We start from the raw sequence: 23,090 nt of genomic DNA on the forward strand, positions 1-23,090 counted from the left end.
CCCGGGTTGAATCTTTCGCGCCTGGGGGCCTAAATGGGCGGGTGTCTTTTTAACCACGGCCCTGTGTGCATGAAGCTGAGTATCTCCACCAAGTTGTTTATTGCGGTGCTGGCCGGTGTGCTGCTGGTCATCCTCAGCATGGGCGTGGCCACCAGTTGGAGTTTTGGTCGCGGCTTCCTTGGCTATATCAATGAGCAGGCGCTGGAGCGCATGGCCCCGGTGGTACCGCGCCTGGCGGCCGCCTACGAGCGTGAGGGTGGTTGGGAGTTCTTTCGCAACCAGCCAGACCGCTGGTTTGAAGTGATGCGCCCCGAGCCGGGTGAAAAGCAGGCGGTGCGCGACTTGAAGACGCCGCAGATCTCCGACCTGACCGGCGCCCTGTTCCGCATCGCCCTGCTGGATCAAGACAAAAAACGCGTGACCGGCTACCCCGCCATTGGCGACGACGCCCTGGCCCTGCCGATTGTGGTGGCCGGTGAAACCGTCGGCTGGCTCGCCGTGACGCCGTTCCAGAGCGTCACCGAAGCCGGCGGCGAGCGTTTCCAGCAATACCAGTTTCGTACCAGCCTGGTGATGGGCCTGTTCTCGCTGCTGATGGCGATGCTGATTGCCTGGTGGATCGCCCGCACGTTGCTGGAGCCGGTCAAGCGCGTGGCTGCCGCCACCCACCGCCTGGCCAGCGGTGACTACAGCAGCCGCGTCGCGGTGGCGTCTGACGATGAAGTCGGCCAGTTGGCCCGCGACTTCAACCAATTGGCCTACACCCTGGAGCGCAACGAACAGATGCGCCGCGAGTTCATGGCCGATGTCTCCCACGAACTGCGCACGCCGCTGTCGGTGCTGCGGGGCGAGTTGGAAGCGATTGAGGACGGTGTGCGCAGCCTGGACCAGAACGCGATGAAATCGCTGCAAGGCGAAGTCAGCATGCTGAGCAAGTTGGTGGATGACCTGTATGAGTTGTCGCTGGCGGACGTCGGCGCCCTGACCTATCGCAAGGCGCCGTGCGGGCTCAACGGGTTGCTGGAACACAGCGTGGCCATGTTCCAGGAACGCCTCAATGCCCGACGGTTGCGCGTGGAGTTGGCGCTGCCGAGCCAGCCGCTGGAGTTGGTGGCGGACGCTGATCGTTTGCAGCAGTTGTTTTCCAACCTGCTGGAGAACGCCGTGCGCTATACCGACCCAGGCGGCGTGGTGCGGATCAGTGCCGCCGTTGAGCGCGATGAGGTGCGCATCGAATTCATGGACTCCGGCCCCGGCGTCTCGGCCAGTCAGCTGCCGCGTCTGTTCGAGCGCTTCTACCGGGGTGAATCCTCGCGCAACCGCGAAAGCGGCGGCGCCGGGTTGGGGTTGGCGATCTGTCGCAGCATCGCCCTCGCCCACGGCGGCAGCCTCAGCGCCGACCACTCGCCCCTCGGCGGCCTATGGCTGACCCTGCGCCTGCCCCGGAGCGCATAAGCCATGGACATTCTGATCGTCGAAGACGAACCCAAACTCGCCGCCCTGATGCAGGACTACCTGAGCGCCGCCGGCTACACCACGCAGTGCCTGGACAACGGCCTGCAAGTGGTGCCCGCCGTGCGCGCCCACGCGCCGAAACTGATCCTGCTCGACCTGATGCTGCCCGGCCGCGACGGCATCCAGCTGTGCCAGGACCTGCGGGGGTTCAGCGCGGTGCCGATCATCATGATCACCGCCCGCGTGGAGGAAGTCGATCGCCTGCTCGGCCTGGAACTGGGGGCCGACGATTACATCTGCAAGCCCTTCAGCCCACGGGAAGTGGTGGCCAGGGTCAAGGCGATCCTGCGCCGTGGCCCGCAACTGCTGACCAATGCCGCAGCCCGCTTGGTGATCGACGAAGCGCAATACCAGGCAACCCTCGATGGCGTGGCCCTGGACCTGACGCCGCTGGAACTGCGCCTGCTCAACACCTTCGCCCGTGCACCGGGGCGGGTGTTCTCCCGCGATCAGTTGCTGGACAACATCTACTCCGACCACCGCGTGGTGACCGACCGCACGGTGGACAGCCATATCCGCAACCTGCGGCGCAAGCTGGAGCAGGTGTGCCCGGGGGAGACGCCGATTGAGTCGTTGTATGGCGTGGGGTATCGCTTCCAACTCTGAGGCCACCCCAGTTCAACTGTGGGACCAGGCCTCTGTGGGAGCTGGCTTTTGTGGGAGCTGGCTTTTGTGGGAGCTGGCTTGCCTGCGATAGCATCGCCTGGGTCTGCCTGATGTACCGAGGTGTCTGCATCGCAGGCAAGCCAGCTCCCACAGTTGACCGTGTTCAATCACAGCATTGGGGTGGTGCTGACAACGCGCAGTGCCAAGCCTTCGTACGCATCCAGGGTGATGGTGAATTCACCCTCCGCCGTCAGGTCACCTTCGACCCGCTCATTGATAATGTCCACCACCGGCCCCGGCGCAATGTCGGGCAAGTGCAGGGTTTCAGTGATCGGCGTCGCGCCAAAGTTCAGCGCGGTGATTTGCGTGCCCTTCCCCGCCGGCAGCTCATGAACCATGATCAGCAGCCCAGGGTTTTGCACATCCGGCACGAGGATCTGGCGGCTCGCCGCGATGTCGTAGGCTCGGCGGACCGCGAGGATTTTTTGCAGCTGTGAGGCAAAGGATTCGGGGTCCTGCAATTGGCTGTTGAGGCTGCCATACAGGCTTTGCGCGCGCGGCATCTGCCCGGCGGACAGTTCGGCGCCGGGGTTGAGGTCCACCAGGTCGTAGGCCCCGCGATGAATCCAGCGTGTGTCACCATCGCCCATCAAATGCGCCACGCTATCCGCCGCCAAAGGCAACGCGCCCACCAGGTCCCAGCCGGACAAGGCAAATACCCCCGGCTGCATGGCGTTGTACATCACCAGCAGCAGGTGGATCTGGCGGATCTGCTGGATATCCGCCGAGGTGATCGCTGCCAGGTCGCGAATGCCCAATGCCGCCGTGATGATGCTGGCCGTGGTGCAGGCCACGCCGTTGGTGACGAACTTGAGGTTATACGGCGCCTGCTCGCCCGCCAGGCGCTCGTACATCTGTTCGCGGATGTGCTCGCGCAAGCTGTTGCCGGGAAAGGTCTGGCCCTGATACTGATAGCTGTCATGGGCGTGCAGGGTCCAGAAGTGCACCAGTTCCAGGGTCAGTTCGTCGTGGTTTTGCAGGGCATGGATCAACGAACCGGGGTCGATGCCCAGGCTGTGCATCTGGCGCAGCATCAGGCGCAGGAATTCGGTGTCGCCCATCAGCAAGGCATGCTGGTAGGCCGGGCGTGTGATGAAGTCGTAGGACAGGTCTGCGCCGCCATGGGACATGGCGGCGATGTCGTCCACGGTCAGGTTCAATTCCTGGAAGCTGAAGCCGCCCGCCTTGCGAATCGCCCCGCCCAGCAGTTGGTTGCCGGTGATCGACAGGGGGTGGCTTTCCGACCAGGCCGTGCCGTCCAGCTTGCGTTCCACGCCGAGGAAGCCGTTGGCATCCAGGCGCAGGATCTTCGCACCCATCACATCGATGGCGTGCAAGGCGTCGCCGATGATCATCTGCTGCGCGGCGAAGCTCGGGTCCAGCCAGTTCAGTGAGGGCTGGCCGGCCTTGAAGTAATGCAGGTACACCCAGCGGCGCGGCTTGCCGTCCACGCCGAGGACGACCGGCGTGGCGCTCCAGTCGGTTTCCTTGACGCCGGGCTCGAAGAAAATCACCCGCTGCAACTGGCCGACGATGTAGTGCTTGTCACGCAGGGCATCGACCTGGGGCGGGCTGAGGTTGTGCGCGTCATCGCCCTCGGCGACGTCGGGCAGCAGCGGCCAGTCTTCTTCGCGGATCTCCACCATGTGGTAGAGGCCGGGGTAGTCCTCGTAGGCCATCTCGGCCAGGCGAAAGTCCGCGCCCTTGCCGGTGTGGGACGGGATCACATCGTCGATGATCACCGCATTGTGCGCGGCGGCCATGCGCGTCAATGCCTGCAACTGCGCCTCGGTGCCCAGTTGCGGGTCGATGTCGAAGCTGATGCGGTCGAAGTTGCCGTCGATGGTCGGCGTGTGCTGGGTGCCGCTCAGGCCGCCGGACTTTTTCAGCGGGCCGTTGTGGATGCCCTGGATGCCGATCTTCGACAAGGCCTGCCACAGGCTTTCATCGCCAAGGGCTTCCAGTACCGTACCGCCGTCACGGGTGACAATCGACGCCGGGTAGGCGGTAAACCACACCGAAGACAGCGCCGTCGCGTCCCGTGGCCGGGTCTGCGCATAAGGCTGCTGCCACAGGCGCCCTTGCCCGGAATAGAGCCTCGCGCGCTGGCGTGCCGCGTGCAGCATCGACTGTTGCACCAGCCAGTTCACATGATCGTTGTCCGCCGCCGTCATAAGCCCGCTACCTGTCGTGGAGAAACGTTGGGTGTAGACATATGAGGGGTGTGGGGGCGAATCGTTGCATTGGGGGTGGGTCTGGGGTTGGGATGTTGTCTGGGCTGGCGCTATCGCAGGCAAGCCAGCTCCCACATTTTGAACCTGTTCGCAGCCCCCTGTGGGAGCTGGCTTGCCTGCGATAGCGGTGGTACTGCCAACCACCCAGCTACTTGACCAACCGCTTCTCCTTGGAAGGCCGATACCCAAAGTACGAGCTATAGCACTTGCTGAAATGACTCGGCGACACAAACCCGCACGCCACCAGCACTTCCACCTGGGACAGTTCGGTGTGCTGCAACAACCGCCGCGCTTCGGTCACGCGCAGTTCCATGTAGTAGCGTTGCGGCGTGGTGCCCAGTTGTTCCTTGAACAGTCGCTCAAGCTGACGGCGCGAGCGGCCGGCGTAGACGGCCAACTGGTCCAGTTCCAGGGGTTCTTCAAGGTTGGCATCCATCAGCTTGACCACTTCGCGCAACGGCGCGCTGACGCTGACGTTTTCCGTCGGTTTGATACGCCGGTAACGCGATTCTTCAAACGCGAGGATGTCTTCGATGCCTTCGACCAGGGCTTTGCCGTGCAGGCTCTTGATCCAGTCCAGGGCCATATGAAACGCCCCGGAGGGGCTGGACGCCGTGAGCCGGTCGCGATCGATCACAAAGGGCTCGCTGGTGACGTGGGCCGCCTTGGACACCTCCGCCAAGGCCGGGCGGTGTTCGGGGTGGATCGCGCAGTGGTAGCCCTGGAGCAAGCCGGCACGGCCGAGGAACCACGAGCCATTCCACAACCCCGCCAGGCCCACGCCTTGTTCGGCAGCAACCCGCAGGAGTTGCACAAAGTCGTCGCCCGCCTTGAGTTCGGTGCGAAAGCCCCCGCAAATCACCAGCAGTTCCAGCTCGTGCAACGCCGCGACGTCGAGGCGCGCATCCGGGCGGATCACCAGGCCGAGGTCGCTGATCACTTCGCCATCGTCCCAACCAAAGGTGCGCGTGGCAAACAGATCCGGGCGCAGCAGGTTGGCGGTGACCAGGGTGTCGAGGGTCTGGGTGAATGCGGGCAGGGAGAAGTGTTCAAGCAACACAAAGCCGACGCGGGTGACCGGCGACGGCTGTTGCGGGTTGTCATTCAGGTAGCGCAGGTTCTTGCCTTTCATGCCACCGCTGAACTGGCGTCTTTCCATCGAGGGGTTGCCCACTTTATTGTTGTTGGTGCAGTGGGCGCCATCTTAGAGGATTGGCGCACCAAATCGGCGAAATCGCGGCATCCAATGATCGAGGATCTGCGCGGACGCCAGGATATGGTGCGCGCGACCGATCAGCAATCGGCGCGGCACGAAGCCGATGTAGCGCGAATCGGCGCTGTTGTCACGGTTGTCGCCGAGCATGAAGTAGCTGTCGGCAGGCACGACCAGCGGGCCGAAGTCGCGGCGCGCGCGTACCTGGGGCATGAACTGGATGCTGCGCCGACTGTTGCTCGCCAGCTCGGTCAGCTGGATCCCGGCGATGGACTGATCAGGCGAGATGCGCTCGCTGATGGCCTGCGCATCGAGGTAGGTGGCCGGCTCGCCGTTGATCCACAGCACCTCGTTTTTCATTTGCAGGGTGTCGCCGGGGATGCCGACGATGCGCTTGATCAGGCGCACGCCGTCCTTGGGTGAGGTGAAAGTAACCACGTCGCCCCGTTGCGGGTTTTCCAGCGCGACTACCGAGATGTCGGTCAGCGGCAGCTTGAGGTCGTAGGCGACGCGATTGACCAGCACCACATCGCCCTCCACCAGCGTCGGGCGCATGGAGCCGGAGGGGATGGGGTTCCAATCGGCCAGGGAGGTGCGGAAGATGCCGAAGCACAGCCAGAAAATAATGGCGTAACGGTATTTGCTCAACAGACGTCGCATACATCCTCGCACGGGCACGGTAACGGTCACTATCGAGCGTAAAGATTACAGGTTGGCGGGCGCATAAACACCGGGATGTGGGCTGAGCTTGAAAAATCCGCCACCCTGCACAGGCTGGAGCCAGGCGCCTGAACGTGCATCTGATACGGTTTTTTCTTTTGCATCTGCCTCTGTATCGAAAACTGCCCCGGGCGGACAATACGCCCACTCCCGACACCCTTGTCGAGTGCACCAGGACACTTCCTGGCGCCCCCTTCCCTTCGGAGGCCTTATGACCAAGATGGCAATTTTCCTGTTCGGCTTTTTAGTGCTGACCATCGGCATCGGCCTGCTGGCGACCATTTCGCCGGTGTAACGCGGTCAGCTGGCAAACAACATCGGGTACAACGACAGCACCAGCAAGCCCGCCATTGACCCGTTGAACACCCGCAACCAGCGCGGCTCGCGCAACACATTGCGCAGGCCGCTGCCACAGCCCACCCAGACACACACGCTGGGCAAGTTGACCACGGCAAACACCAAGGCGATCACCAACACGTTGGTGACATAACCCTCGGCCGGCGTATAGGTAGTGATTGCCCCCAGCGCCATGATCCACGCCTTGGGGTTGACCCACTGAAACGCCGCCGCGCCGAGGAAGGTCATTGGCTTGCCGTGGGCATCACTGCTCTCGGACATGCCGGCGGACGTCGCAATCTTCCACGCCAGGTACAGCAGATACGCCGCGCCCACATAACGCAACACCGTGTAGGCCCAAGGGAACACCTTGAACACCTCGCCCAACCCCAGGCCGACCGCAATCACCAACAGCATGAAACCGATGCTGATCCCCAGTGCATGGGGCATCGAGCGACGAAACCCAAAGTTCACCCCCGACGCCAGCAGCATGGTGTTATTGGGCCCCGGGGTGATCGAAGACACGAAAGCGAACAGCACAAAGGCTGAGAGCAGGCTGGTAGACATGAACATGGCGCAGCATCCAGACGGTGGTGACAGGCCTGTGACAGTAGAGGTTTAGCGGGCCGACCGCCCCGTACAGCTAGGGGTGGATCGGGGAATACACTTTCGCCGCACAAAAAAGGGAGCAAACCGCAACGGCTTGCTCCCCGGATGCACGACTTAGCGCTGGCCACCGCCACCGCCTGGACCACCACCGTGGCCGCCGCCTTGTCCGTGCCCACCACCACCACCACCACCACCACCACCACCACCACCTGGTGGTGGCATGAACATCCAGCAACCCGAAAGGGTGGACAACAGCGCGACCACGACGGCCGCCTTGGTCAAGTCACTCAACTTCATGAAAACACTCTCTGCTTGGCAATATTTGTTTCGCGAGAGATAGGACAAGCGAAAGCCGACGGCGTCACGGCTATCATGTAACGTGTTGGTAGGCTTTGTATTTTTAAACTTACAACGCGCTGCGAACCAAGCGTTTGCACACAGCGCTATCGGGGTTTGAAACATGATGATCGTTCGATGTGTCACCTTGGTTGCCCTGCTCGGCCTATCGCCCCTGACGATGGCTGAGCCCGCTATTGCAGTGGGCTTCTCCCCGGAAGGCTCGGCGCGGACCTTGGTCCTGGAGACCATCGGCAGTGCGCGGCACAGCATCCAGATGCTTGCCTACGCCTTTCAAGCGCCCGACATCACACGGGCGTTGGTCGAGGCGCAAAAGCGTGGGGTGAAGGTGCGTGTGGTCATCGACAAGAAACGCAACCTTGGTAAGGCAAGCACCACCGCTATGGATTTTGTCAGCCGCAACGGCGTGGAGCTGCGCACCAGTGACCACTTTCACCTGCAGCACGACAAGGTGATTATCGTTGATGGCAGCACCGTGCAAACGGGGTCATTCAATTATGCGACGTCTGCGGAGACGGCGAATTCGGAGAATGTGTTGGTGATCAAGGGGGCGCCGGAGATAGCTCGGCGGTATGTGGATCATTGGCAGTCGCGGTGGGAGCTTGGGGTGGGGTATACGGCGCGCTGAGGAACTGGCCGAGGTCGGATTCGAACCGGCTCATGGGGACTTGCAACCCTAACAGACTGAACACCACACCCGAATCAGCCCCCCCGGCAGTCCCACTGACGGCACGAGTAAGCCCTGGCACATAATTGTCGTGGTATCCTCGCGCGAATAAAGTCGTACATTTACGATACATTCGAGAGGCAAAGGAACCGTGCCGGAACAAAGAAAACAGGTCGGCAACACCATTGACGCGTCAGGAAAAAATGCAACCACCGTAGAAAGACTTGAGTCACTTACATTCTTGCGCTTTATTGCAGCGCTCGTGGTGGTTATATTCCATTACGGATCAGACACTTTCTTCTATACGAACTTGCCAACCATACTGAATTGCGGGCCGATCATGGTCACTTTCTTTTTTGTCCTGTCCGGCTTTGTGCTGGCCATATCCAATACAAAAAAGACTATCTCCGCCTCACAGTTTTATGTGAACAGAGTGGCAAGAATCCTGCCAATCTATTTAATCGCTCTGTTGGCTTTCATGGTAATGACAAGAAGCTCTTTCAACGGGACATTCTTGTTGTCTGCCACCCTTATCCAATCGTGGTTCCCGACTAAAGCCACCACCTTGAATTACCCGGGATGGTCCGTTTCAGTAGAAATGTTTTTTTACGCCATTTGCCCACTGCTGCTTTTTCTAAGCAGCGCCAAGAAAAAATCGAGTCTCGGCTTATGGCTTGCCTGCGCCGTACTTCTCTGGATTGCCAGCCAGGTCATACTCAGCTACTACAGTCGTACCAGCCACCATCAAGGCGCCGGCACCCTCTCGCACGCCTTGATTAACTATTTCCCGCCTTCACACCTGTGCAGTTTCGTCCTGGGCTTTACCGCTGGGCTCTTTTTCAAGGCCGGCGTATGGCGCCAGGTAATCGGTGAAAAGACAGCACTTCTTCTCAGCCTTTTGCTATTCGCCATCATTGGCAAAGTCATTGACTACGGCCCCAACATAGACGCTGCAATAGGCGAGCATTTAGCGTATGCGAGCAGCTTCACCGCGATTCTATTCACGCCTGCGATCTATTTATGTGCAATCGCAAATAACCTGCTTAAAAAAATAGCATGTATGCCGGCACTCGTAATACTCGGGGAGTCCAGCTACTCGCTTTACATCCTGCAAGCACCGGCCCATCTTGCTTTTCAGAGAACCCCTTCCCAGTATATTTTTGAGTCCAGCACTGTTAACTTTTCCATCTTCGTCGTGATGCTGGTGTTGCTGTCTATCGCCTCGTACTTCCTGATTGAAAAGACAGTTTCAAAAATTATAAAAACCGCTTACACAAAACGCATTATGCGAGCGCCCACAGAGGCTGAAGTTGCGGTGTAAACATACCCATCAAATCGCGGACAATAAAAAACCCCGTAGACGTTAATCTACGGGGTTTTCAAGAGTGGAGGCCGAGGTCGGAATCGAACCGGCGTAGGTGGATTTGCAATCCATCGGTTTTCTATTATTTATCAGCAAGTTGCATAAAAATAGATTCCGCACCTCCGATTTTTTAGCGTCCTCCAGGCCCAATGATTTCAAGGGGTAAGAAATCAGTTGCGGAACTGCTTTTCGCATCTCCCCCAGGGATCTATCGAACGCTGATATCTTCGTGCAGCAGCGCGACACTTGAACACGGTCGCCATCAGTGTCATCGTATTCGCTAGCTGAGTCATAGGTACAACTAGCACGCCATAATAATGCAATCAAATACAAGAAACTACAATCAACCAAGGAAAGCTATAATGATAGATAGGAATGACGTTCTTGATAAAGCAATAGCCATCGAAAGCTTAATGTCGATACTTATCACACTTAAATTTTTCCCCCTCCACGGTGCTAAAATAGACTTCCTCGAAATAATGATGAACGACGAATCGGCTACCACCAACTACAAAAGAAGCGTCCTAATGAAGTGCTACCCAGAAGCCAAGGGCATTGACGAGGCTATCAGGAGCGTATTTTACATAAGAAATGTTTTTGCACACTCTGGCGGTTTAGTTTTCCACCCAATAGATGGCTCTTCTCCGATAAACTTAGACCCTAGAAAACCAGGCCAAGACATTGATTTAGAAGGAAAACTAAAAAAATTCAATAGAGACTATGCAGTGGTTAACGCCCGACTTTTCGAAATATTACAAACCACCCGAATCATAATTGAGTAAGTATGACTAGCAATTAAAATTCAACTCACACACCTCGCTAACGCTTACTGCTTTCACTTAGCGACTGATATGAACGCTCGCAGGCTAACCCAGCTATTCGGGCTCTGTCATACGCAACTGCCAACTCCCCCGCTCTTTTGTCAGCCCGCTGGAACAATTCGGAGAGCACCATTGCGGCGCGTGTGGCTGACGCGCCTCGCTGGGCAGCTCCGGTATCGCCGCAGGCAGCGGCGGCAAACTTACCGGCTTCGACGTGCAGCCGGTCGCCAGCAGCATCAGCGGTGCCAGCATCCACAGCGGCAGCCTTAGTCTGTTCTCGCGCATCGCTTGCTTCCTTGTTCACTGCCGACTGGCGGCGCTGTTCTTCTTGTCGAGCCTCGTCGCCAGCCTTCGTGATGGCTAACGCCTGAGCCTCTCCGATTTTTGCCAGTTGCTCGCCGTATCGATAGTCCTGCACTTGCCAGGTACCAGCGGCGGTTACGGCAATGGCCAGCAGAATCCGCCAGGGCGTCATGCGGCACCCAGGAACATCACCCGCTCAGCCGCCCGACGCTTGGTCAGGCCTGCCAGAACCTGGCCTCCCGCCTTGTTCCAACGGGGGAACTGCTCGGCCGCGCCAGGATAGTCACCGGCATTGAGCAGCTTAAGCAGCGTCGAAGTCCCCAGGTTGGCCGCTCCCAGGTTGTAGGTGAAGCTCATCAATGCGTCCCACTGGCCCTGGTTGATCGCCACCTTCAGCCTGCTACTGGGATACACCTACCGGCCGGGTGTTCAGCCTTCGCAGCACGGATGACGGTATGGACGTTTCTGAGATCGCGAAACAGTACGGCGGTGGCGGGCACCGCAATGCAGCGGGATTTCGAGTTTCGCTAGACCACGAACTCGCAGGCGGCGGCGCGCTAGATACGCGACTGATCGATTTTTTGAACACTAAGGGCGATCTCTGGGGCGAATTTGAGAGCAGCACCATTACGTTCCCTCATGACGCCAACCCCAATGGATACACACACCTCCGCGAAGCTCTGCGCGAAGCCTCTGCACAAGAAGACCTGCGCCGGCAACGGGAGCTTTATGGTGAGGATGCAGCATGAGCGACCTACTCAAATCTGCGGCGATGGCTGCCGGCGGTATTGAATGGCGCTGGTGGAGCAGCAACTCGGTGCTTCGCCTGACCAGCAACCATAACCGAGGCTTACGAGACGGTGACGTACTGAGCGCTATCAAAAGCATAGATGGCACTCCCCTTCTTGCTATCGACAAGCCCTATCGCGACTTCATAGAGGCAGCCACACCCGCCGCTATCCTGGCCCTAGTCGCCGAAAACGAGCGCCTCCGAGGACTCAAGCCGGCGTTACCGCCGCGCCCGCCTGATGGGTTTGGACTTCCTCGATACGGCCTGCGCTGGAATGGGCCAGGTCTCCCGCTCGCCGTTCAGATGGACGATGGCTACTGGACGCCCTGGCATCTAGCCGAGCAGGCAGCACTGGGCGCGGAGGCACGATGATGGAATTCCAAAGCGAAACCCTGGCCGACGAAGAGCTGGCCACCATCACCGGCTATCAAATCCCCTCCAAGCAAATCCAGTGGCTGACCAACAATCGCTGGGAATTTGTTCTGACTGGCGCACGCCGCCCAATCGTGGGGCGCGTGTACGCCCGAATGAAACTGGCAGGTGTAAAACCATCAGCCGTTAACCCGGTCGCCGAATCCTGGTCGCTCGACCTGGCAAACGTGAGCTGATCAATGAGCCAGAAAACCACAGCCGGCCGGGATCTGCCGCCGCGCATGATTCAACGATGCCGTAAACGCAAGAGCGGAAAGATCTGGATCGGGTACTACTACGACGGCAGGGACGCCGAAGGTAACCGTAAAGAGATCCCCTTGGGCAGCGACCTAGACGATGCGAAAGTTGAATGGGCCCATTTGGAGCGCAAGGCCGTACCGTCTCCCGCGCACCTCATGGACCGACTGTTCGAAGAATATGAAAAAAAGGTGATGCCCAAGCTCACCAAGGGGACGCAGGACGACTATCAGAAAGGTCTCCGGCAGCTGAAAAAGGCGTTCACCGGCGCCCCACTCGACGCAATGACGCCACAGGTTATTGCCCAATACCGGGACGCCAGGAAGGCCAAAGTACGTGCCAACCGAGAGATCGCGCTTCTATCAACGATGTTCACGTTCGCCCGGGAATGGGGCCTCACGGACAGGGCAAACCCTTGCTTCGGCCTGCGCCGCAACAAGGAAACCCCAAGGGACTACTACGCAGGCGAGATCGTTTGGAATGCAGTCTATGATCAGGCGCCCCAGGAACTCAAAGACGCCATGGATCTGGCCTATCTGACCGGCCAGCGTCCCGCCGACGTACTCAAGGTGGCCACCACTGATTTAAACGCCGGTTTCCTGATGGTTAAACAGGGGAAAACTTCGAAGAAACTACGTCTACGGCTGGAGGATGAAGGTGTGCAATCCGGGCTCAGTACCTTCATTGATGACCTCCAAGAGCGGCGTGCGATCAAGGGTATTAAAACATCGAGGCTCATTACCAACACTTCCGGCCTGCGGATGAGCCAGCAAATGCTGCGCAACCGATGGGATGAAGCTCGCGAGAACGCGGCAATCAAGGCGGGCGCCGACGGCGACTCTGCCCTGGCCGCACTGATCCGCCAATTCCAGTTCAAGGACATCCGGCCGAAAGCCGCCAGTGAGATCGAACTGGGGCATGCCAGCCGGTTACTTGGCCACTCCACCGAGGAGATGACCAAGAAAGTCTACCGACGCGTGGGCGAGATTGTTAAGCCGACTAAGTGAAAGAAATTTACCGCTTAGCCCGAGATAAGTTCGGGCTAAACAAAACGTCAATTCACCCAGATAGACAAATCCCCAAACTCAGATCCCACTTCCCGCTTAACGCTAGCGTGACCGATAGCCAGACCGACACTAGTCAAGGTGAAATTTGTCATTCTCGACTCATTCCAGCATGAAAAAACGGGACCCAAGTACGGACGTAACCCAACACACTTTTCACGCACCTCATCTTCACTCATTAGCCCAGCATTAAATAAACGTAAAATCTTGTCCCTATCCTCTTGGCCTATATAGTACCGATCAAAAATATCAAAAAGAGCCGTACGAGAAATAAATTTAACTTGAAACTTTTCAGAATCATTTAAACATCTTATCAAAAATACCTCCCGCAACTTCCACGACAATTCCTCAGCATCAACTTCAGAACTATCAACCCCCTTTGAAAAGAGGCCTTGGTAACTCCCGAGCAATAATGTCTCAAGAGTAGCCGCCATCATTTGCTCACTACCACACCCAGTAAACTGGAGATGTTGAAAGCTAGAAGGCTTTTTAGAAATCTTACTTACAAACGGCATGACGTGTGTGTCGAGGTAGTTACCCAAAAGTGCATCACTTACGACATCGTAACTTTGCACATACCGAAATAAAAAAACAATTGCGAGATTCGCAAGATGCGAATCGGTCAACTTAGGTACGACATTCAATGACTCATTCAGGACAATTTGAAGAATATTTCGCTCATCCTGCTTACTTCGATCAACTAACAGATCAACTAGCAAATCACCCAACTGTCGATCACCGGTTCTACCGTACTCCTTTTGAACAGTGAGCAACGCATGTTGAAAATCTGGATCTTTCGCTTTTTTCAATCCTTCCGGATTCTCTTTTTCAAGCCTTGAAATCACCTCAACTGTAATTTGCTCAACACGGGCGCTCATCGTGTCCCTGGCATCTCCGCTTAGTTCACGGAATGTCGCCACAGCAACCTCTCGGGCGATCGCTATGGCCTCAATAGCGGAAAGCCCAATTGTAATATTCCCCCCCGCCTGAAGCGCCAAAGCACCTTGCGCAGCATCCTGGTTCTGGTCCTTATTAAGCATCCTTGCATGCTCCAGTCGTAATATCTCCAACTTTAATATCACCACCTGCCTGAACAGCAACCCCACCCGCTCCAACGGATTGCGACTGACTAGGTTTATTGGCTGAATTCCGCTTACTGATCCAGATACCTATTAGGGCGGAAAGAGACGTGAGTACTGCAAGTCCCGGCTCGTAGCCGGGTTCAACGTACAACCAAACGCTGGATACGATCAAAACTAAAAAAGCCAAAATTTTAACGAGCACGATTCACTCCTTGAGTTTTCACGAAACCCAAAAGGCTACAGATTGGGCTGCACGATTTTACAGCGGTGCTGACCTGATACATTTTTTTGAAATCCGATCTCGCTCCGCAGAGCGTTTTGACAGATCTTGATACCATAAATCAGTCGATTCGTGAGTCACATGCGGAACACATTACAAAAAATGCGGAACACTTCTTAAATCGCAGGCAATAAAAAACCCCGTAGACCATTGATCTACGGGGCTTTAAGAGTGGAGGCCGAGGTCGGAATCGAACCGGCGTAGGTGGATTTGCAATCCACTGCATAACCATTTTGCTACTCGGCCTCAAACGATCAATGCCCCAGTCACTGGCACTCACCGCATGCAAACTTGAGTGGGCTAATGAAGCCTGCCTCTACTCTAACTCATTGAATACAATGAGGTTTTTAATGCTTCGTTGCGTTCGATGGGCGCCATTATGTACGTATTTGCCAAAGCGTGCAACCCCGTGATTTCAAAAATATTTCGCAGCGCTTTCAAGGGGTTGCGCACCTGCCCTACTCCTTGATCCGTAGCTGCTGGTATTGCGGGTCGGCCTTGATCTGGGCGTCGGTGAACGGCAGCGGGCTGAGTTTTTTCTCGGAGAAGGCCTGGGTCTGGTCCTTGGCATGTTTGGACGCTGGGTCGCTGGACAGGGAGAACGCCAGCAAGCCTTGGGCCTGGGGGCCGTTGTCGTCGAAGGTGACGATTTGCAGGTAGCTGCTGCCGCTGACCACTTCGCGTTTGCCGTCGGCGCGCGGGACGGTTTGCATGGCGTTGTAGATGCCCAGGGCCTGCGGGCCGCCGTGGATCGGGGTTTGGCCGCTGACCTGGATATCGCCCCAACGGCTGTTGGCGGTCAGGCCCAACTTATTGACATCCGCCACCGAAGCAAGCATCGCCTCGCGCAGGGCCGTGGCGACTGGTTCACGGTCGATGGCCAGGCCGCGTGGCGTGGTCAGCGGCTGTGCCGGGTCGAAGGCTACGCGCCAGGCGTCGGGGATCTGCTGCAGGTGCTCCATCAGGTTGATGAAGTGCACCAGGCCCAGGCCGCTGTCGAGGTTGGCGCGCTGGTCCCAGGTTTTCAGGCTGGTGCACAGCGGTTGCAGCGCAGCCGCGTCGGCGCCCAGGTGTTTGGCGCAGAACGCCAGCAGGTCCGGCATGACCAGCCCTGCGAGGTACACCTCGTTGTCCATCACCATATGTTGCAGGTCGGTGACGCTGATCGGCTTGCTTTCCAGGGATTGCAGGCGTTGCACGGCGAAGCGTGCACGGGGGCCCAGGCCGATGTGGTCCTGGCTGATGACCGGCGAGAAACCGGTCAGCGGCGCCTTGGGGTTGGCCAGCCACGCCGAGTCGTTGGAATGCTGCACGTAGTCGCTGCGCTCCAGTTGCGGCAGTTGATCGGCGGCGAAGATGCCGGCCTGGGCCGCGCGCGGGTCGATGTCCCAGGCGCAGGCGCTGTGGGCGCCGTCGAGTACGATCAGTTGCAGCCCGGCGCGCGGGTCGCTGCATTGCGCGAGCTTGGCCTGGCTGACGTTCGGCACCACCGACAGGTTCATGTACAGGCTCTGGCCCTGGTCGTCGGCGGCCAGGGTATTGACCCACGGGATGCCTTGCAGGGTATGCACCGAGGTTTGCAGCTCCTTGAGGCTGGCGGCGCGGTTCATCGCGTACCACTGCTGTAACACGCGGTCGTTGCCGAGGTTGGCGTCGCGCAGGCTGAAGGCGTAGTGATTGTCCCAGTCCAGTTTGCCGGGCCATTGCACCACTGGGCCGAATTGGGAGCTGTAGAGCGTCTGGGACAAGGCCTTGAGGCTGCCGTCGGGCTGTTTGGCCTGGACGGTTACCGTGGTTTTGTCCAGCGGGAGGGATTTGCCGTCCAGCAGGTAGCGCGTGGAATCCTTGGGGTCCAGGGTCAGGCGATACAGGGTGAAATGCTTGGACGTATCGACCGTATGGGTCCAGGCCACATGTTGGTTGAAGCCGATGTTGATCACCGGCAAGCCCGGCAGTGCCGCACCCATCACATCCAACTGGCCGGGAATGGTCAGGTGCATCTCATAAAAGCGCATGCCACCGACCCACGGGAAATGCGGGTTGGCCAACAACATGCCACGGCCGTTGAACGAGCGGTCACGCCCTACCGCCACCGCGTTGCTGCCACGGTCCAGGGCAAAGCGCTGTTGATTGGCCGCTGCCACCTCGAAGCGCCGGGCGCTGGCCTGTACACCAGCAGTAACGCCAGGCGGCGTTGCACCCGCCAGCGCTTCGGCGAATTGACCTACACCGCCTTCGACGAGCAAGCGGCGGGTCAGCTTGACCACGTCCCCGGGCGTGATCGACCGCACCCACGCCCCTTGGCACTGTGCCGGCGTGCCGTGGTCTTTCAGATAACGGTTGAAACCCGCCACGTAGCCTTCCACGCGCTGCTGGATCTGCGGCGTTTGCGCGTTCCAGAAGGTCGCGACCGCCTGCGGCGTATTCAACCAGGTGAAAAACACGTCACTGGCCAGGTTGTTGCGCTCTTCCAGCGTGGCCTGCTCGGGGCCAAAGAAGCGTGAACGCTCACCACTCACCGTCACCACTTCGTTGGCCAGCAGGCACATATTGTCCTGGGCATACGCATAGCCGATGCCGTAGCCCAGGCCACGCTCATCGTTGGCGCGGATATGGGGCACGCCAAATCCGGTGCGCTGGATCTGCGCCGACGCCAGCGTTACCGGCTCCCGTGCCGATGCGCCCAGGCTCAACCCCAGCAACACACCCGCCACACACACCCTGGACAACCCGTTGGAAATAATCACGCCGACTCCACAGTCAAATTGAACACCCTCGCAAGGGGTAGCTACCCCACCGTAAGGACGCAATTGACCGGGAACAATTTAGGCAGGCAAAGGCGTTATCGCCGTGACAAAACCGATACTGACGAAATTTACACATCTAAAACTTCATGATTTCGGCTGCTCGTTCGTCTTATTAACTAAGAGCGCTCATTTTCCTGATCAGGCTCTGATAAGGAGTTTTATTGCATGTACAACTCGCAACTGCCCACGGATGGACATTCACCCGCCGCCGAGGCCGCGTTTGGCAACGGCGGCCACGCCTTTGGCAAGGCGCCGGAACAGCAAGGCAACCAACGGATTCGCCATTTGCTCAAGTATTTTGGCCTGCGCACCAGCCTGATCCGGCTGAAGGTCATCGACGCCCTGCTCACCGCTGCCGACAACCAGCGCACCCTCGGGGTTCGCGGCGTGCACAGCCATTTGCTGGAACTGGGCATTCCGTTGTCGTTTCTCAGCGTGCGTGAAGTGCTCAAGCGCCTGTGCAGCGAGGGCGTGATCACCCTCAATGCCGATAAAAGCTACAGCCTCCATGCGGAGGCTGCCAAAGTACTCGAAGGCCGCGCCTGACTCAGAGGTTGGGCTTGACCTTGCGACGCATGATGCCGTTGATCACCACCACGATCACGGCGACGGAAATCGCGATGTACTGGAAGGTTTTCTCGCTGATGGCCCCGATGTTCTGCAGGTACGACAGGCCAAACATCGTCGCCAGTACCGTGAGGGCGATCAGAATCGAATATTTCAAACGTTGCTTTTGAGTCATGACGGTTCCTGAATCTTGAGAATGTAGCCGCTGTGTATCGCCAAACAGGCCGCGCGCATGCCCATTGAGGGGGATGAGCCGGGTTCGGCAGCGTCTCATGTTACAGGCGATGACACGCTTTGGCTTGTCTGAAGCCTGAATGCCTCTGGTGGTTGACGACTTGTCATCATGGCTCCGGTCATCCCACATCGGGATACTGACTTGTTTTCTCACGCTTCGAGAAGGAACCACTGACACTGATTCCTGCACCCAAACTGAGCGCACAACGCTCCAGCGTTGTTCTTCCTACGCGCCAGGTGCACTTCAGTGAGATGAATAATGACAACGCCTCTCAGCCACCAACCGCCCCTTCCCCACCTACCTCCACCGCCGCTCCTGACCGAAGCGCTGCAAAAAAACACGGAGCCTGCGTCCACCGCAGAAACGTCGGAACCCGATACCCGCCAGGCGCTGAACACCGCCTTGGCCGACCATCGCGACCTGCAGACCTTGGCAAAGGTGCTCGCGACCACCGTTGCGGCACTGCCCGAGAACGCAGAACCATCCGCCGTGAGCACGGCGCTGCAAGAAAATCGAATGCCTGTCGACCCCACCTCGTCATTCCAGCGTGACCAGAGGTTTCTGCAACAGACCGCCAGTCTTGAAGCGTTCATCAAGGACCGGGATTTCACAGTGCCACTTACCGTCGCCGACCTGAAAGAGCTGGCCGAGACTGTGGCGGAGGACGCAATCAGCCACCCGCTGGGGAATTTCGCCGGGGCCTTGTCATGGCCCGTCCCCCTGAGCGTTGACGACCAACGCGAGGTATTCAATGTCGTGGCGTGCAACAGCACCGGCCTGGAAGGCTTGCCCCTGGAAAAGCCCCAGTGGGGTGCGCTGGACTACCTGGTCGGCGCGCTCAAGCTGTCGGCCTCCGACTTGCAGGACCCGATCAACGCCCTGGAAAAACTCCTCGACTCGCCCCAGGCGCAGGCGCTGGGGGCGGCGATCCAGCGCAAGGTCAAGGGCATCGCCACCAGCAGCAGCGTCAACGACTACGTGTTGACGGCGATCCACCTGGGGCTCGACCCCGACGCCATTGAGCAACCTATCCGCAACCATGTCGCCGGTTTTGATCTGGCCAGCGATGCCTACTGGGGCAAGCCACCCTCCGCAGTCGTCAGCGCCCTGGCGAGCCATCTGATTGCCCGTGGCAGGACATCCAAGGATACCGCCGAACTGGCCGCCCACCTGCTGCTGGCGCGGGTTGCGCCACAGTTTCTGCTCAAAGATATACCCGCCGGAGTCGATGTCGGGACCACCGCGTGGGCGAATCTGTGCCTGGCAGTCGCCAGGATCGAGGCCGAGGAGCCTGGCAAGGCCGCCATGATGAGTTTTGCACAGGTCATGCAACTGGCAGACGGCAAACCGCCGGCCAGCGGGTCGGCACAAAAAGGTGTCCTGATCGACTGGGCCATTGCCAATCAGGTTCTGGACAAACGCGCCGATGGGTTTTACCCCGACCAGCAGATCGAGACCGCCCGTAACGCGTTCAACAAGCAGCAAAGTGCGTTGAAGGCGGCGTCGGAGCTGCTCGAAAAACCCATGCCGGATCGAAAGGCAATGGCCTTGGCCTTGTTGAAAAAGCACTTCGGTGAGGGCGTTGATTTCGAGCACAAAGGCTTACGCATCAACTATGGGCCTGAGACCAAAGGCAACCGCTTCAGCGACCCTTACTCGATGCTGGACATCACCATGCAAGGGCTGAAACTCGACGAAGACTGGCACGTCATGCCAGGCAGTAAAATCGACCTCAAAGCCTTTGCTGCGCTGACCCGCAGCGCTGAGTTCAATGTGCCTCGCGCATTCGACGAGGCATTCACCCAGGTCACGCGACACTACAAGGACATCAAGCAAAATCTGGTGATGAACGCCATCACCCATTTGCCTGCCGAAGACAGACACCGACTCAACTACGGTGAGCTCAAGTTCTTCAAGGAAAATACTTACAGGCGGTCCGCCTTTCCGTTCGTCCCGGACAGCCTGTTCCATTCGAGCAAGACGATCCTGGTGCAAGCCGAGTACGAAGGAAAGAAATACGCTTATGCCTTCGACACCGTGCGAGGCACTGCCCGTGAGGTGTCCACTCGTCCGACGGACCGTCAGCCCCAGGATGCCCCGAACGAGATCATCAAGTTCGACGAGTTTTTCCCCGACGACAACAGCCACGCGCTCAAGGAGAACAGAACGTTTTATCGTCGGCCCAACGTGTTCGACAACCCACGCATCCAGCAAGTGGCGACGACCGTGGTCAAAGGGCTGGAGATCGACGGCGCCGCCGTCAAACGCCTGGCCGCGGGCAGGACGACGGCGGAGCAGCGGGCTGACACGCTTGCGTCAGTGGGCGAGTTTTTGCTCGACCTGATCCCCCTGCGTTCGGCCATCGTCAACTGGCGTGATGGCAAGTATAAAGACGCCGCAACGGACCTGGCGCTGGACATCTTTGGTCTGGTGAGCGCAGGCGTGGGTGCTGCGGCAAAAATCGTAAAAACCGTCGGCAAGGCCGGTTCCGCCCTCACCAAAATGCTACACGGCAGCCGGATCATCGGCGCGGCGGCAATCGGCGCATTCAACCCACTGGACGGTACCGGTGACCTGCTGGTGGGCGCAGGCAAACTCGCCGTCAAAGGCTCCAGCGCACTGGGCGCGTCCGTGCAAAAACTACGGGGAATCGCCACGGCCAGTGACTTGGCTGAAGCAAGCAAACGGTTTGACTCGGCGGCGACAGGGACTTTCAAAGTGGGCAGCCACAGTGTCGAAGGCAGTGCGGTCATGCGCGATGGCCATTGGTATGCCTACGACGCCCATACCCAAGCGCCCTACGGCACGCCCCTCGCGGACTTCAACCCGGAACATACGCTGATGCCGCCGTACCCCCCACAGGGGCCGGTCAAGGTTCAGCACAATGCCCGCGCGCATCCCTACGCGCGGCCCGGTCAACCGTTGCGACAAACCCACGTAAACACAAACACGGCGTCAAACATCGTCAAAACGGATCACCTGGACACTGTCAACGGCGAATACGTCAAGCACATCAAAGGTGCCCCCACCGAAGCCCACTTCACCCCCAGCCGGAAACAGGCGACAAAAGAGCGGTTCGAGAAAGACATGAACGCGTTCTATGAAAAGATGGACCCGATGAACCCGACGAATCGCCCGGAGCTACCGGAAGTTGGGCCCTTCGATGCCGTGCCCGCGGTGATCGAAAAGGCCTTGGACCGTGCAGATGTGGTGATTTTTGGCGAGAACCATCGCAGCCTGGCCTCGTTTCGCACGCTGTACGATAACGTCGATGTGCTCAAGCGCAAAAACGTCAAGGTCATCGGCATTGAAGGCATGGTCTATGACAACCATAAACGGCTCAAGGACGATGGAATGGGCTGGACGGGCAACGGCAATCGACCGGCAGCTGCTGATATCGACTTGAACAAACTGCTCCAGAAACTCAAGGACAACGGCATTGAGGCCGTGCCACTGGACCATTGGTATTTGACCCGCCACCGGCACGATCGCGCCGCTTATACCGGGCAAAGCCAGGCGCAGCGCAACCTCGAACGGCTCAAGGAGTTCAACTACTACGCTACGCGCGAGCTCGAGCAGCATAAACACAAGGGCAAGGTGATCGCCTTGGTCGGTAGCCAACACACCAATACGACGCAAGGTGTCACCGGGCTGGCCGAATCAACCGGAGGGATCGGTATTGGCATCTTCGAACGGGCAGGATTGCGCGTGCCCTATGGCACAAAATCCATGGACCCCAAACCGGGGCCAATGGATACCGTGACCGGCCACAATGATCTGACCGGAGACCTGCAGATATTTACCCGCGAAGACCCGTAGCCCTCGCTTCACACAGGCGCTCAAGCCAAACGTCGCAATCTTGCGTTACCGCTTCAACCCCAGGCCTGGAGACGCGCATAACTCCACCAGCCAGTCCACAAACAACCGCACCCGCAGGGACAACTGGCGATGCGGTGGATACAACGCCGTCAGCGCCATGGATGGCACCGCCAATTGCGGCAGCACCTGCACCAGCGTGCCCTCGGCCAATGGCCGCATGGCGTGGTAATACGGCGCCTGGATCAAACCGTACCCCGCCGCACACGCCGCGAAATAGCCATCGGCACTGTTGACCGCGACCCGCTTGGGCAGGTTGATCACACGCAGTTCAGCGCCTAGCTGGAACTCCAGGCCAAAACGTTTGCCGCTGGCACTGGAGATGTACTCGACCATCTGGTGCCGCGCCAGCAATTCGTCAAGGGACGCGGGCATGCCCATGCGCTCAACGTAACCGGGGCTGGCCAGAGTCACCTGCTCCATCATTGCCAGGGGCCGCGCCACCAGCGACTCATCCAGCGCCAGGCCACCGCGCAACACGCAGTCCACGCCCTCGCGGATCAAATCCACCGGGCGGTCATTGAGGCCGATTTCCAGCTCGATCTGCGGGTAACGCGCAGTAAAGTGCGGCAACGCCGGTATCACGATGCAGCGCCCGATGCCCGAGGGCATATCCACGCTCAAGGTGCCACGTGGGTTCTGACGGCTGGTGGAAAATACCGCCTCGGCTTCCTCAAGGTCTGACAGCAAACGCACGCAGCGCTGGTAGTACGCGGCGCCATCCAATGTCGGGCTGACCTGGCGCGTGGTGCGCTGCAACAGCTGCACCCCCAGGTGCGCTTCCAACTGCTTGATCAGCACCGTCACCGACGCGCGCGGCAGTTGCAGGCTGTCGGCGGCCTTGGCGAAGCCGCCCAATTCGACGATCCGGGTAAACACGCGCATCGCATTAAAACGGTCCAAAGGCAGCCTTCCC

General features: G+C 58.8%; 23 protein-coding genes and 1 tRNA gene. 11 read left to right on the plus strand and 13 right to left on the minus strand.

The window, feature by feature from the left end:
* Positions 1-33 precede the first annotated feature (33 nt).
* Together baeS and PSH87_RS14280 are read left to right on the plus strand one after the other, a co-directional pair.
* Positions 34-1,455, plus strand: coding sequence for a sensor histidine kinase efflux regulator BaeS (baeS, locus tag PSH87_RS14275; protein ID WP_370695273.1), 1,422 nt, complete (start codon positions 34-36; stop codon positions 1,453-1,455).
* Positions 1,456-1,458: 3 nt separating this feature from the next.
* Positions 1,459-2,121 carry a response regulator gene (locus tag PSH87_RS14280; RefSeq protein WP_305429883.1) on the plus strand — a complete coding sequence of 221 codons (663 nt, stop codon included), beginning with the start codon at positions 1,459-1,461 and terminating at the stop codon, positions 2,119-2,121.
* A 167-nt stretch (positions 2,122-2,288) separates the two neighbouring features.
* On the opposite strand, the gene treS is transcribed toward PSH87_RS14280, so the two are convergent.
* The 5 genes from treS to PSH87_RS14305 form a co-directional block, all read right to left on the minus strand.
* Positions 2,289-4,355, minus strand: a complete 2,067-nt coding sequence (treS, locus tag PSH87_RS14285; RefSeq protein ID WP_305429885.1) for a maltose alpha-D-glucosyltransferase — start codon at positions 4,353-4,355, stop codon at positions 2,289-2,291.
* Between the two features lie 208 nt (positions 4,356-4,563).
* Positions 4,564-5,547: a GlxA family transcriptional regulator gene (locus PSH87_RS14290; protein ID WP_017734272.1), complete on the minus strand. Its 984-nt coding sequence runs from the start codon at positions 5,545-5,547 to the stop codon at positions 4,564-4,566.
* 72 nt (positions 5,548-5,619) lie between these two features.
* The gene (gene lepB / locus PSH87_RS14295; protein WP_305429886.1) at positions 5,620-6,288 is read right to left on the minus strand and encodes a signal peptidase I; all 669 of its coding nucleotides are present in this window, start codon (positions 6,286-6,288) and stop codon (positions 5,620-5,622) included.
* A 360-nt stretch (positions 6,289-6,648) separates the two neighbouring features.
* Positions 6,649-7,257, minus strand: a complete 609-nt coding sequence (locus tag PSH87_RS14300; RefSeq protein WP_305429887.1) for a LysE family translocator — start codon at positions 7,255-7,257, stop codon at positions 6,649-6,651.
* Positions 7,258-7,407: 150 nt separating this feature from the next.
* Entirely contained in the window at positions 7,408-7,590 is a 183-nt protein-coding gene (locus PSH87_RS14305) for a hypothetical protein (protein WP_305429889.1), read from the minus strand.
* A 163-nt stretch (positions 7,591-7,753) separates the two neighbouring features.
* Here PSH87_RS14305 and PSH87_RS14310 point away from each other — a divergent pair, with 163 nt between their 5' ends.
* The 3 genes from PSH87_RS14310 to PSH87_RS14320 all read left to right on the plus strand — a co-directional run bounded on the left by PSH87_RS14310 (position 7,754) and on the right by PSH87_RS14320 (position 10,462).
* A complete protein-coding gene (locus PSH87_RS14310; RefSeq protein ID WP_026136454.1) occupies positions 7,754-8,278 on the plus strand; it encodes a phospholipase D family protein in 525 nt (174 codons plus the stop codon).
* A gap of 190 nt (positions 8,279-8,468) precedes the next feature.
* Positions 8,469-9,638, plus strand: coding sequence for an acyltransferase (locus PSH87_RS14315; RefSeq protein WP_305429890.1), 1,170 nt, complete (start codon positions 8,469-8,471; stop codon positions 9,636-9,638).
* A gap of 404 nt (positions 9,639-10,042) precedes the next feature.
* Complete coding sequence (locus PSH87_RS14320) at positions 10,043-10,462, plus strand: hypothetical protein (protein WP_305429892.1); 420 nt, start codon at positions 10,043-10,045, stop codon at positions 10,460-10,462.
* A 37-nt stretch (positions 10,463-10,499) separates the two neighbouring features.
* Here PSH87_RS14320 and PSH87_RS14325 read toward each other — a convergent pair whose 3' ends face one another.
* Together PSH87_RS14325 and PSH87_RS14330 are read right to left on the minus strand one after the other, a co-directional pair.
* A complete protein-coding gene (locus PSH87_RS14325; RefSeq protein ID WP_305429893.1) occupies positions 10,500-10,976 on the minus strand; it encodes a DUF2514 family protein in 477 nt (158 codons plus the stop codon).
* Entirely contained in the window at positions 10,973-11,194 is a 222-nt protein-coding gene (locus tag PSH87_RS14330) for a lysozyme (protein WP_305429894.1), read from the minus strand. The genes PSH87_RS14325 and PSH87_RS14330 overlap by 4 nt, the downstream gene beginning before the upstream one ends.
* Positions 11,195-11,259: 65 nt before the next feature.
* Here PSH87_RS14330 and PSH87_RS14335 point away from each other — a divergent pair, with 65 nt between their 5' ends.
* The 4 genes from PSH87_RS14335 to PSH87_RS14350 are packed head-to-tail and all read left to right on the plus strand — an operon-like array spanning position 11,260 to position 13,270.
* Positions 11,260-11,553: a hypothetical protein gene (locus PSH87_RS14335; RefSeq protein WP_305429896.1), complete on the plus strand. Its 294-nt coding sequence runs from the start codon at positions 11,260-11,262 to the stop codon at positions 11,551-11,553.
* Positions 11,550-11,966 carry a hypothetical protein gene (locus PSH87_RS14340; RefSeq protein ID WP_305429897.1) on the plus strand — a complete coding sequence of 139 codons (417 nt, stop codon included), beginning with the start codon at positions 11,550-11,552 and terminating at the stop codon, positions 11,964-11,966. Before PSH87_RS14335 ends, PSH87_RS14340 begins: the two co-directional genes overlap by 4 nt.
* Positions 11,966-12,202 carry a DUF4224 domain-containing protein gene (locus PSH87_RS14345; protein ID WP_305434314.1) on the plus strand — a complete coding sequence of 79 codons (237 nt, stop codon included), beginning with the start codon at positions 11,966-11,968 and terminating at the stop codon, positions 12,200-12,202. The genes PSH87_RS14340 and PSH87_RS14345 overlap by 1 nt, the downstream gene beginning before the upstream one ends.
* A 3-nt stretch (positions 12,203-12,205) precedes the next feature.
* Positions 12,206-13,270 (plus strand): tyrosine-type recombinase/integrase, encoded by a 1,065-nt coding sequence (locus PSH87_RS14350; RefSeq protein WP_305429899.1) that lies wholly within the window; start codon positions 12,206-12,208, stop codon positions 13,268-13,270.
* A gap of 47 nt (positions 13,271-13,317) precedes the next feature.
* Here the strand turns inward: PSH87_RS14350 and PSH87_RS14355 are convergent, their stop codons facing one another.
* The 4 genes from PSH87_RS14355 to PSH87_RS14370 all read right to left on the minus strand — a co-directional run bounded on the left by PSH87_RS14355 (position 13,318) and on the right by PSH87_RS14370 (position 17,436).
* The gene (locus PSH87_RS14355) at positions 13,318-14,367 is read right to left on the minus strand and encodes an LPO_1073/Vpar_1526 family protein (protein ID WP_305429901.1); all 1,050 of its coding nucleotides are present in this window, start codon (positions 14,365-14,367) and stop codon (positions 13,318-13,320) included.
* The gene (locus PSH87_RS14360; protein WP_305429903.1) at positions 14,360-14,611 is read right to left on the minus strand and encodes a hypothetical protein; all 252 of its coding nucleotides are present in this window, start codon (positions 14,609-14,611) and stop codon (positions 14,360-14,362) included. Before PSH87_RS14360 ends, PSH87_RS14355 begins: the two co-directional genes overlap by 8 nt.
* A gap of 250 nt (positions 14,612-14,861) precedes the next feature.
* Positions 14,862-14,935 (minus strand) — tRNA-Cys (locus PSH87_RS14365).
* A 212-nt stretch (positions 14,936-15,147) separates the two neighbouring features.
* Positions 15,148-17,436: an acylase gene (locus PSH87_RS14370; RefSeq protein ID WP_305429904.1), complete on the minus strand. Its 2,289-nt coding sequence runs from the start codon at positions 17,434-17,436 to the stop codon at positions 15,148-15,150.
* 225 nt (positions 17,437-17,661) lie between these two features.
* Between PSH87_RS14370 and PSH87_RS14375 the strand changes: the two genes are divergently transcribed.
* Positions 17,662-18,042 carry a fe2+ zn2+ uptake regulation protein gene (locus PSH87_RS14375; protein ID WP_017735714.1) on the plus strand — a complete coding sequence of 127 codons (381 nt, stop codon included), beginning with the start codon at positions 17,662-17,664 and terminating at the stop codon, positions 18,040-18,042.
* A gap of 1 nt (position 18,043) precedes the next feature.
* Here PSH87_RS14375 and PSH87_RS14380 read toward each other — a convergent pair whose 3' ends face one another.
* A complete protein-coding gene (locus PSH87_RS14380; RefSeq protein ID WP_017735715.1) occupies positions 18,044-18,238 on the minus strand; it encodes a hypothetical protein in 195 nt (64 codons plus the stop codon).
* Between the two features lie 318 nt (positions 18,239-18,556).
* Between PSH87_RS14380 and PSH87_RS14385 the strand changes: the two genes are divergently transcribed.
* Complete coding sequence (locus PSH87_RS14385) at positions 18,557-22,117, plus strand: membrane-targeted effector domain-containing toxin (protein ID WP_305429905.1); 3,561 nt, start codon at positions 18,557-18,559, stop codon at positions 22,115-22,117.
* A 45-nt stretch (positions 22,118-22,162) separates the two neighbouring features.
* On the opposite strand, the gene PSH87_RS14390 is transcribed toward PSH87_RS14385, so the two are convergent.
* Positions 22,163-23,077, minus strand: a complete 915-nt coding sequence (locus tag PSH87_RS14390) for a LysR family transcriptional regulator (protein WP_026136663.1) — start codon at positions 23,075-23,077, stop codon at positions 22,163-22,165.
* Positions 23,078-23,090: the final 13 nt, after the last annotated feature.

It is taken from the genome of Pseudomonas sp. FP453, from assembly GCF_030687495.1.
Classification (GTDB): domain Bacteria; phylum Pseudomonadota; class Gammaproteobacteria; order Pseudomonadales; family Pseudomonadaceae; genus Aquipseudomonas.

What these genes read in the sequence shown, in the direction of transcription:
- baeS (WP_370695273.1), top strand. Translation starts at nt 34, where the DNA reads ATGGGCGGGTGTCTTTTTAACCACGGCCCTGTGTGCATGAAGCTGAGT.
- PSH87_RS14280 (WP_305429883.1), top strand. Translation starts at nt 1,459, where the DNA reads ATGGACATTCTGATCGTCGAAGACGAACCCAAACTCGCCGCCCTGATG.
- treS (WP_305429885.1), bottom strand. Translation starts at nt 4,355, where the DNA reads ATGACGGCGGCGGACAACGATCATGTGAACTGGCTGGTGCAACAGTCG.
- PSH87_RS14290 (WP_017734272.1), bottom strand. Translation starts at nt 5,547, where the DNA reads ATGAAAGGCAAGAACCTGCGCTACCTGAATGACAACCCGCAACAGCCG.
- lepB (WP_305429886.1), bottom strand. Translation starts at nt 6,288, where the DNA reads ATGCGACGTCTGTTGAGCAAATACCGTTACGCCATTATTTTCTGGCTG.
- PSH87_RS14300 (WP_305429887.1), bottom strand. Translation starts at nt 7,257, where the DNA reads ATGTTCATGTCTACCAGCCTGCTCTCAGCCTTTGTGCTGTTCGCTTTC.
- PSH87_RS14305 (WP_305429889.1), bottom strand. Translation starts at nt 7,590, where the DNA reads ATGAAGTTGAGTGACTTGACCAAGGCGGCCGTCGTGGTCGCGCTGTTG.
- PSH87_RS14310 (WP_026136454.1), top strand. Translation starts at nt 7,754, where the DNA reads ATGATGATCGTTCGATGTGTCACCTTGGTTGCCCTGCTCGGCCTATCG.
- PSH87_RS14320 (WP_305429892.1), top strand. Translation starts at nt 10,043, where the DNA reads ATGATAGATAGGAATGACGTTCTTGATAAAGCAATAGCCATCGAAAGC.
- PSH87_RS14325 (WP_305429893.1), bottom strand. Translation starts at nt 10,976, where the DNA reads ATGACGCCCTGGCGGATTCTGCTGGCCATTGCCGTAACCGCCGCTGGT.
- PSH87_RS14335 (WP_305429896.1), top strand. Translation starts at nt 11,260, where the DNA reads ATGGACGTTTCTGAGATCGCGAAACAGTACGGCGGTGGCGGGCACCGC.
- PSH87_RS14340 (WP_305429897.1), top strand. Translation starts at nt 11,550, where the DNA reads ATGAGCGACCTACTCAAATCTGCGGCGATGGCTGCCGGCGGTATTGAA.
- PSH87_RS14345 (WP_305434314.1), top strand. Translation starts at nt 11,966, where the DNA reads ATGGAATTCCAAAGCGAAACCCTGGCCGACGAAGAGCTGGCCACCATC.
- PSH87_RS14350 (WP_305429899.1), top strand. Translation starts at nt 12,206, where the DNA reads ATGAGCCAGAAAACCACAGCCGGCCGGGATCTGCCGCCGCGCATGATT.
- PSH87_RS14355 (WP_305429901.1), bottom strand. Translation starts at nt 14,367, where the DNA reads ATGCTTAATAAGGACCAGAACCAGGATGCTGCGCAAGGTGCTTTGGCG.
- PSH87_RS14375 (WP_017735714.1), top strand. Translation starts at nt 17,662, where the DNA reads ATGTACAACTCGCAACTGCCCACGGATGGACATTCACCCGCCGCCGAG.
- PSH87_RS14380 (WP_017735715.1), bottom strand. Translation starts at nt 18,238, where the DNA reads ATGACTCAAAAGCAACGTTTGAAATATTCGATTCTGATCGCCCTCACG.
- PSH87_RS14385 (WP_305429905.1), top strand. Translation starts at nt 18,557, where the DNA reads ATGACAACGCCTCTCAGCCACCAACCGCCCCTTCCCCACCTACCTCCA.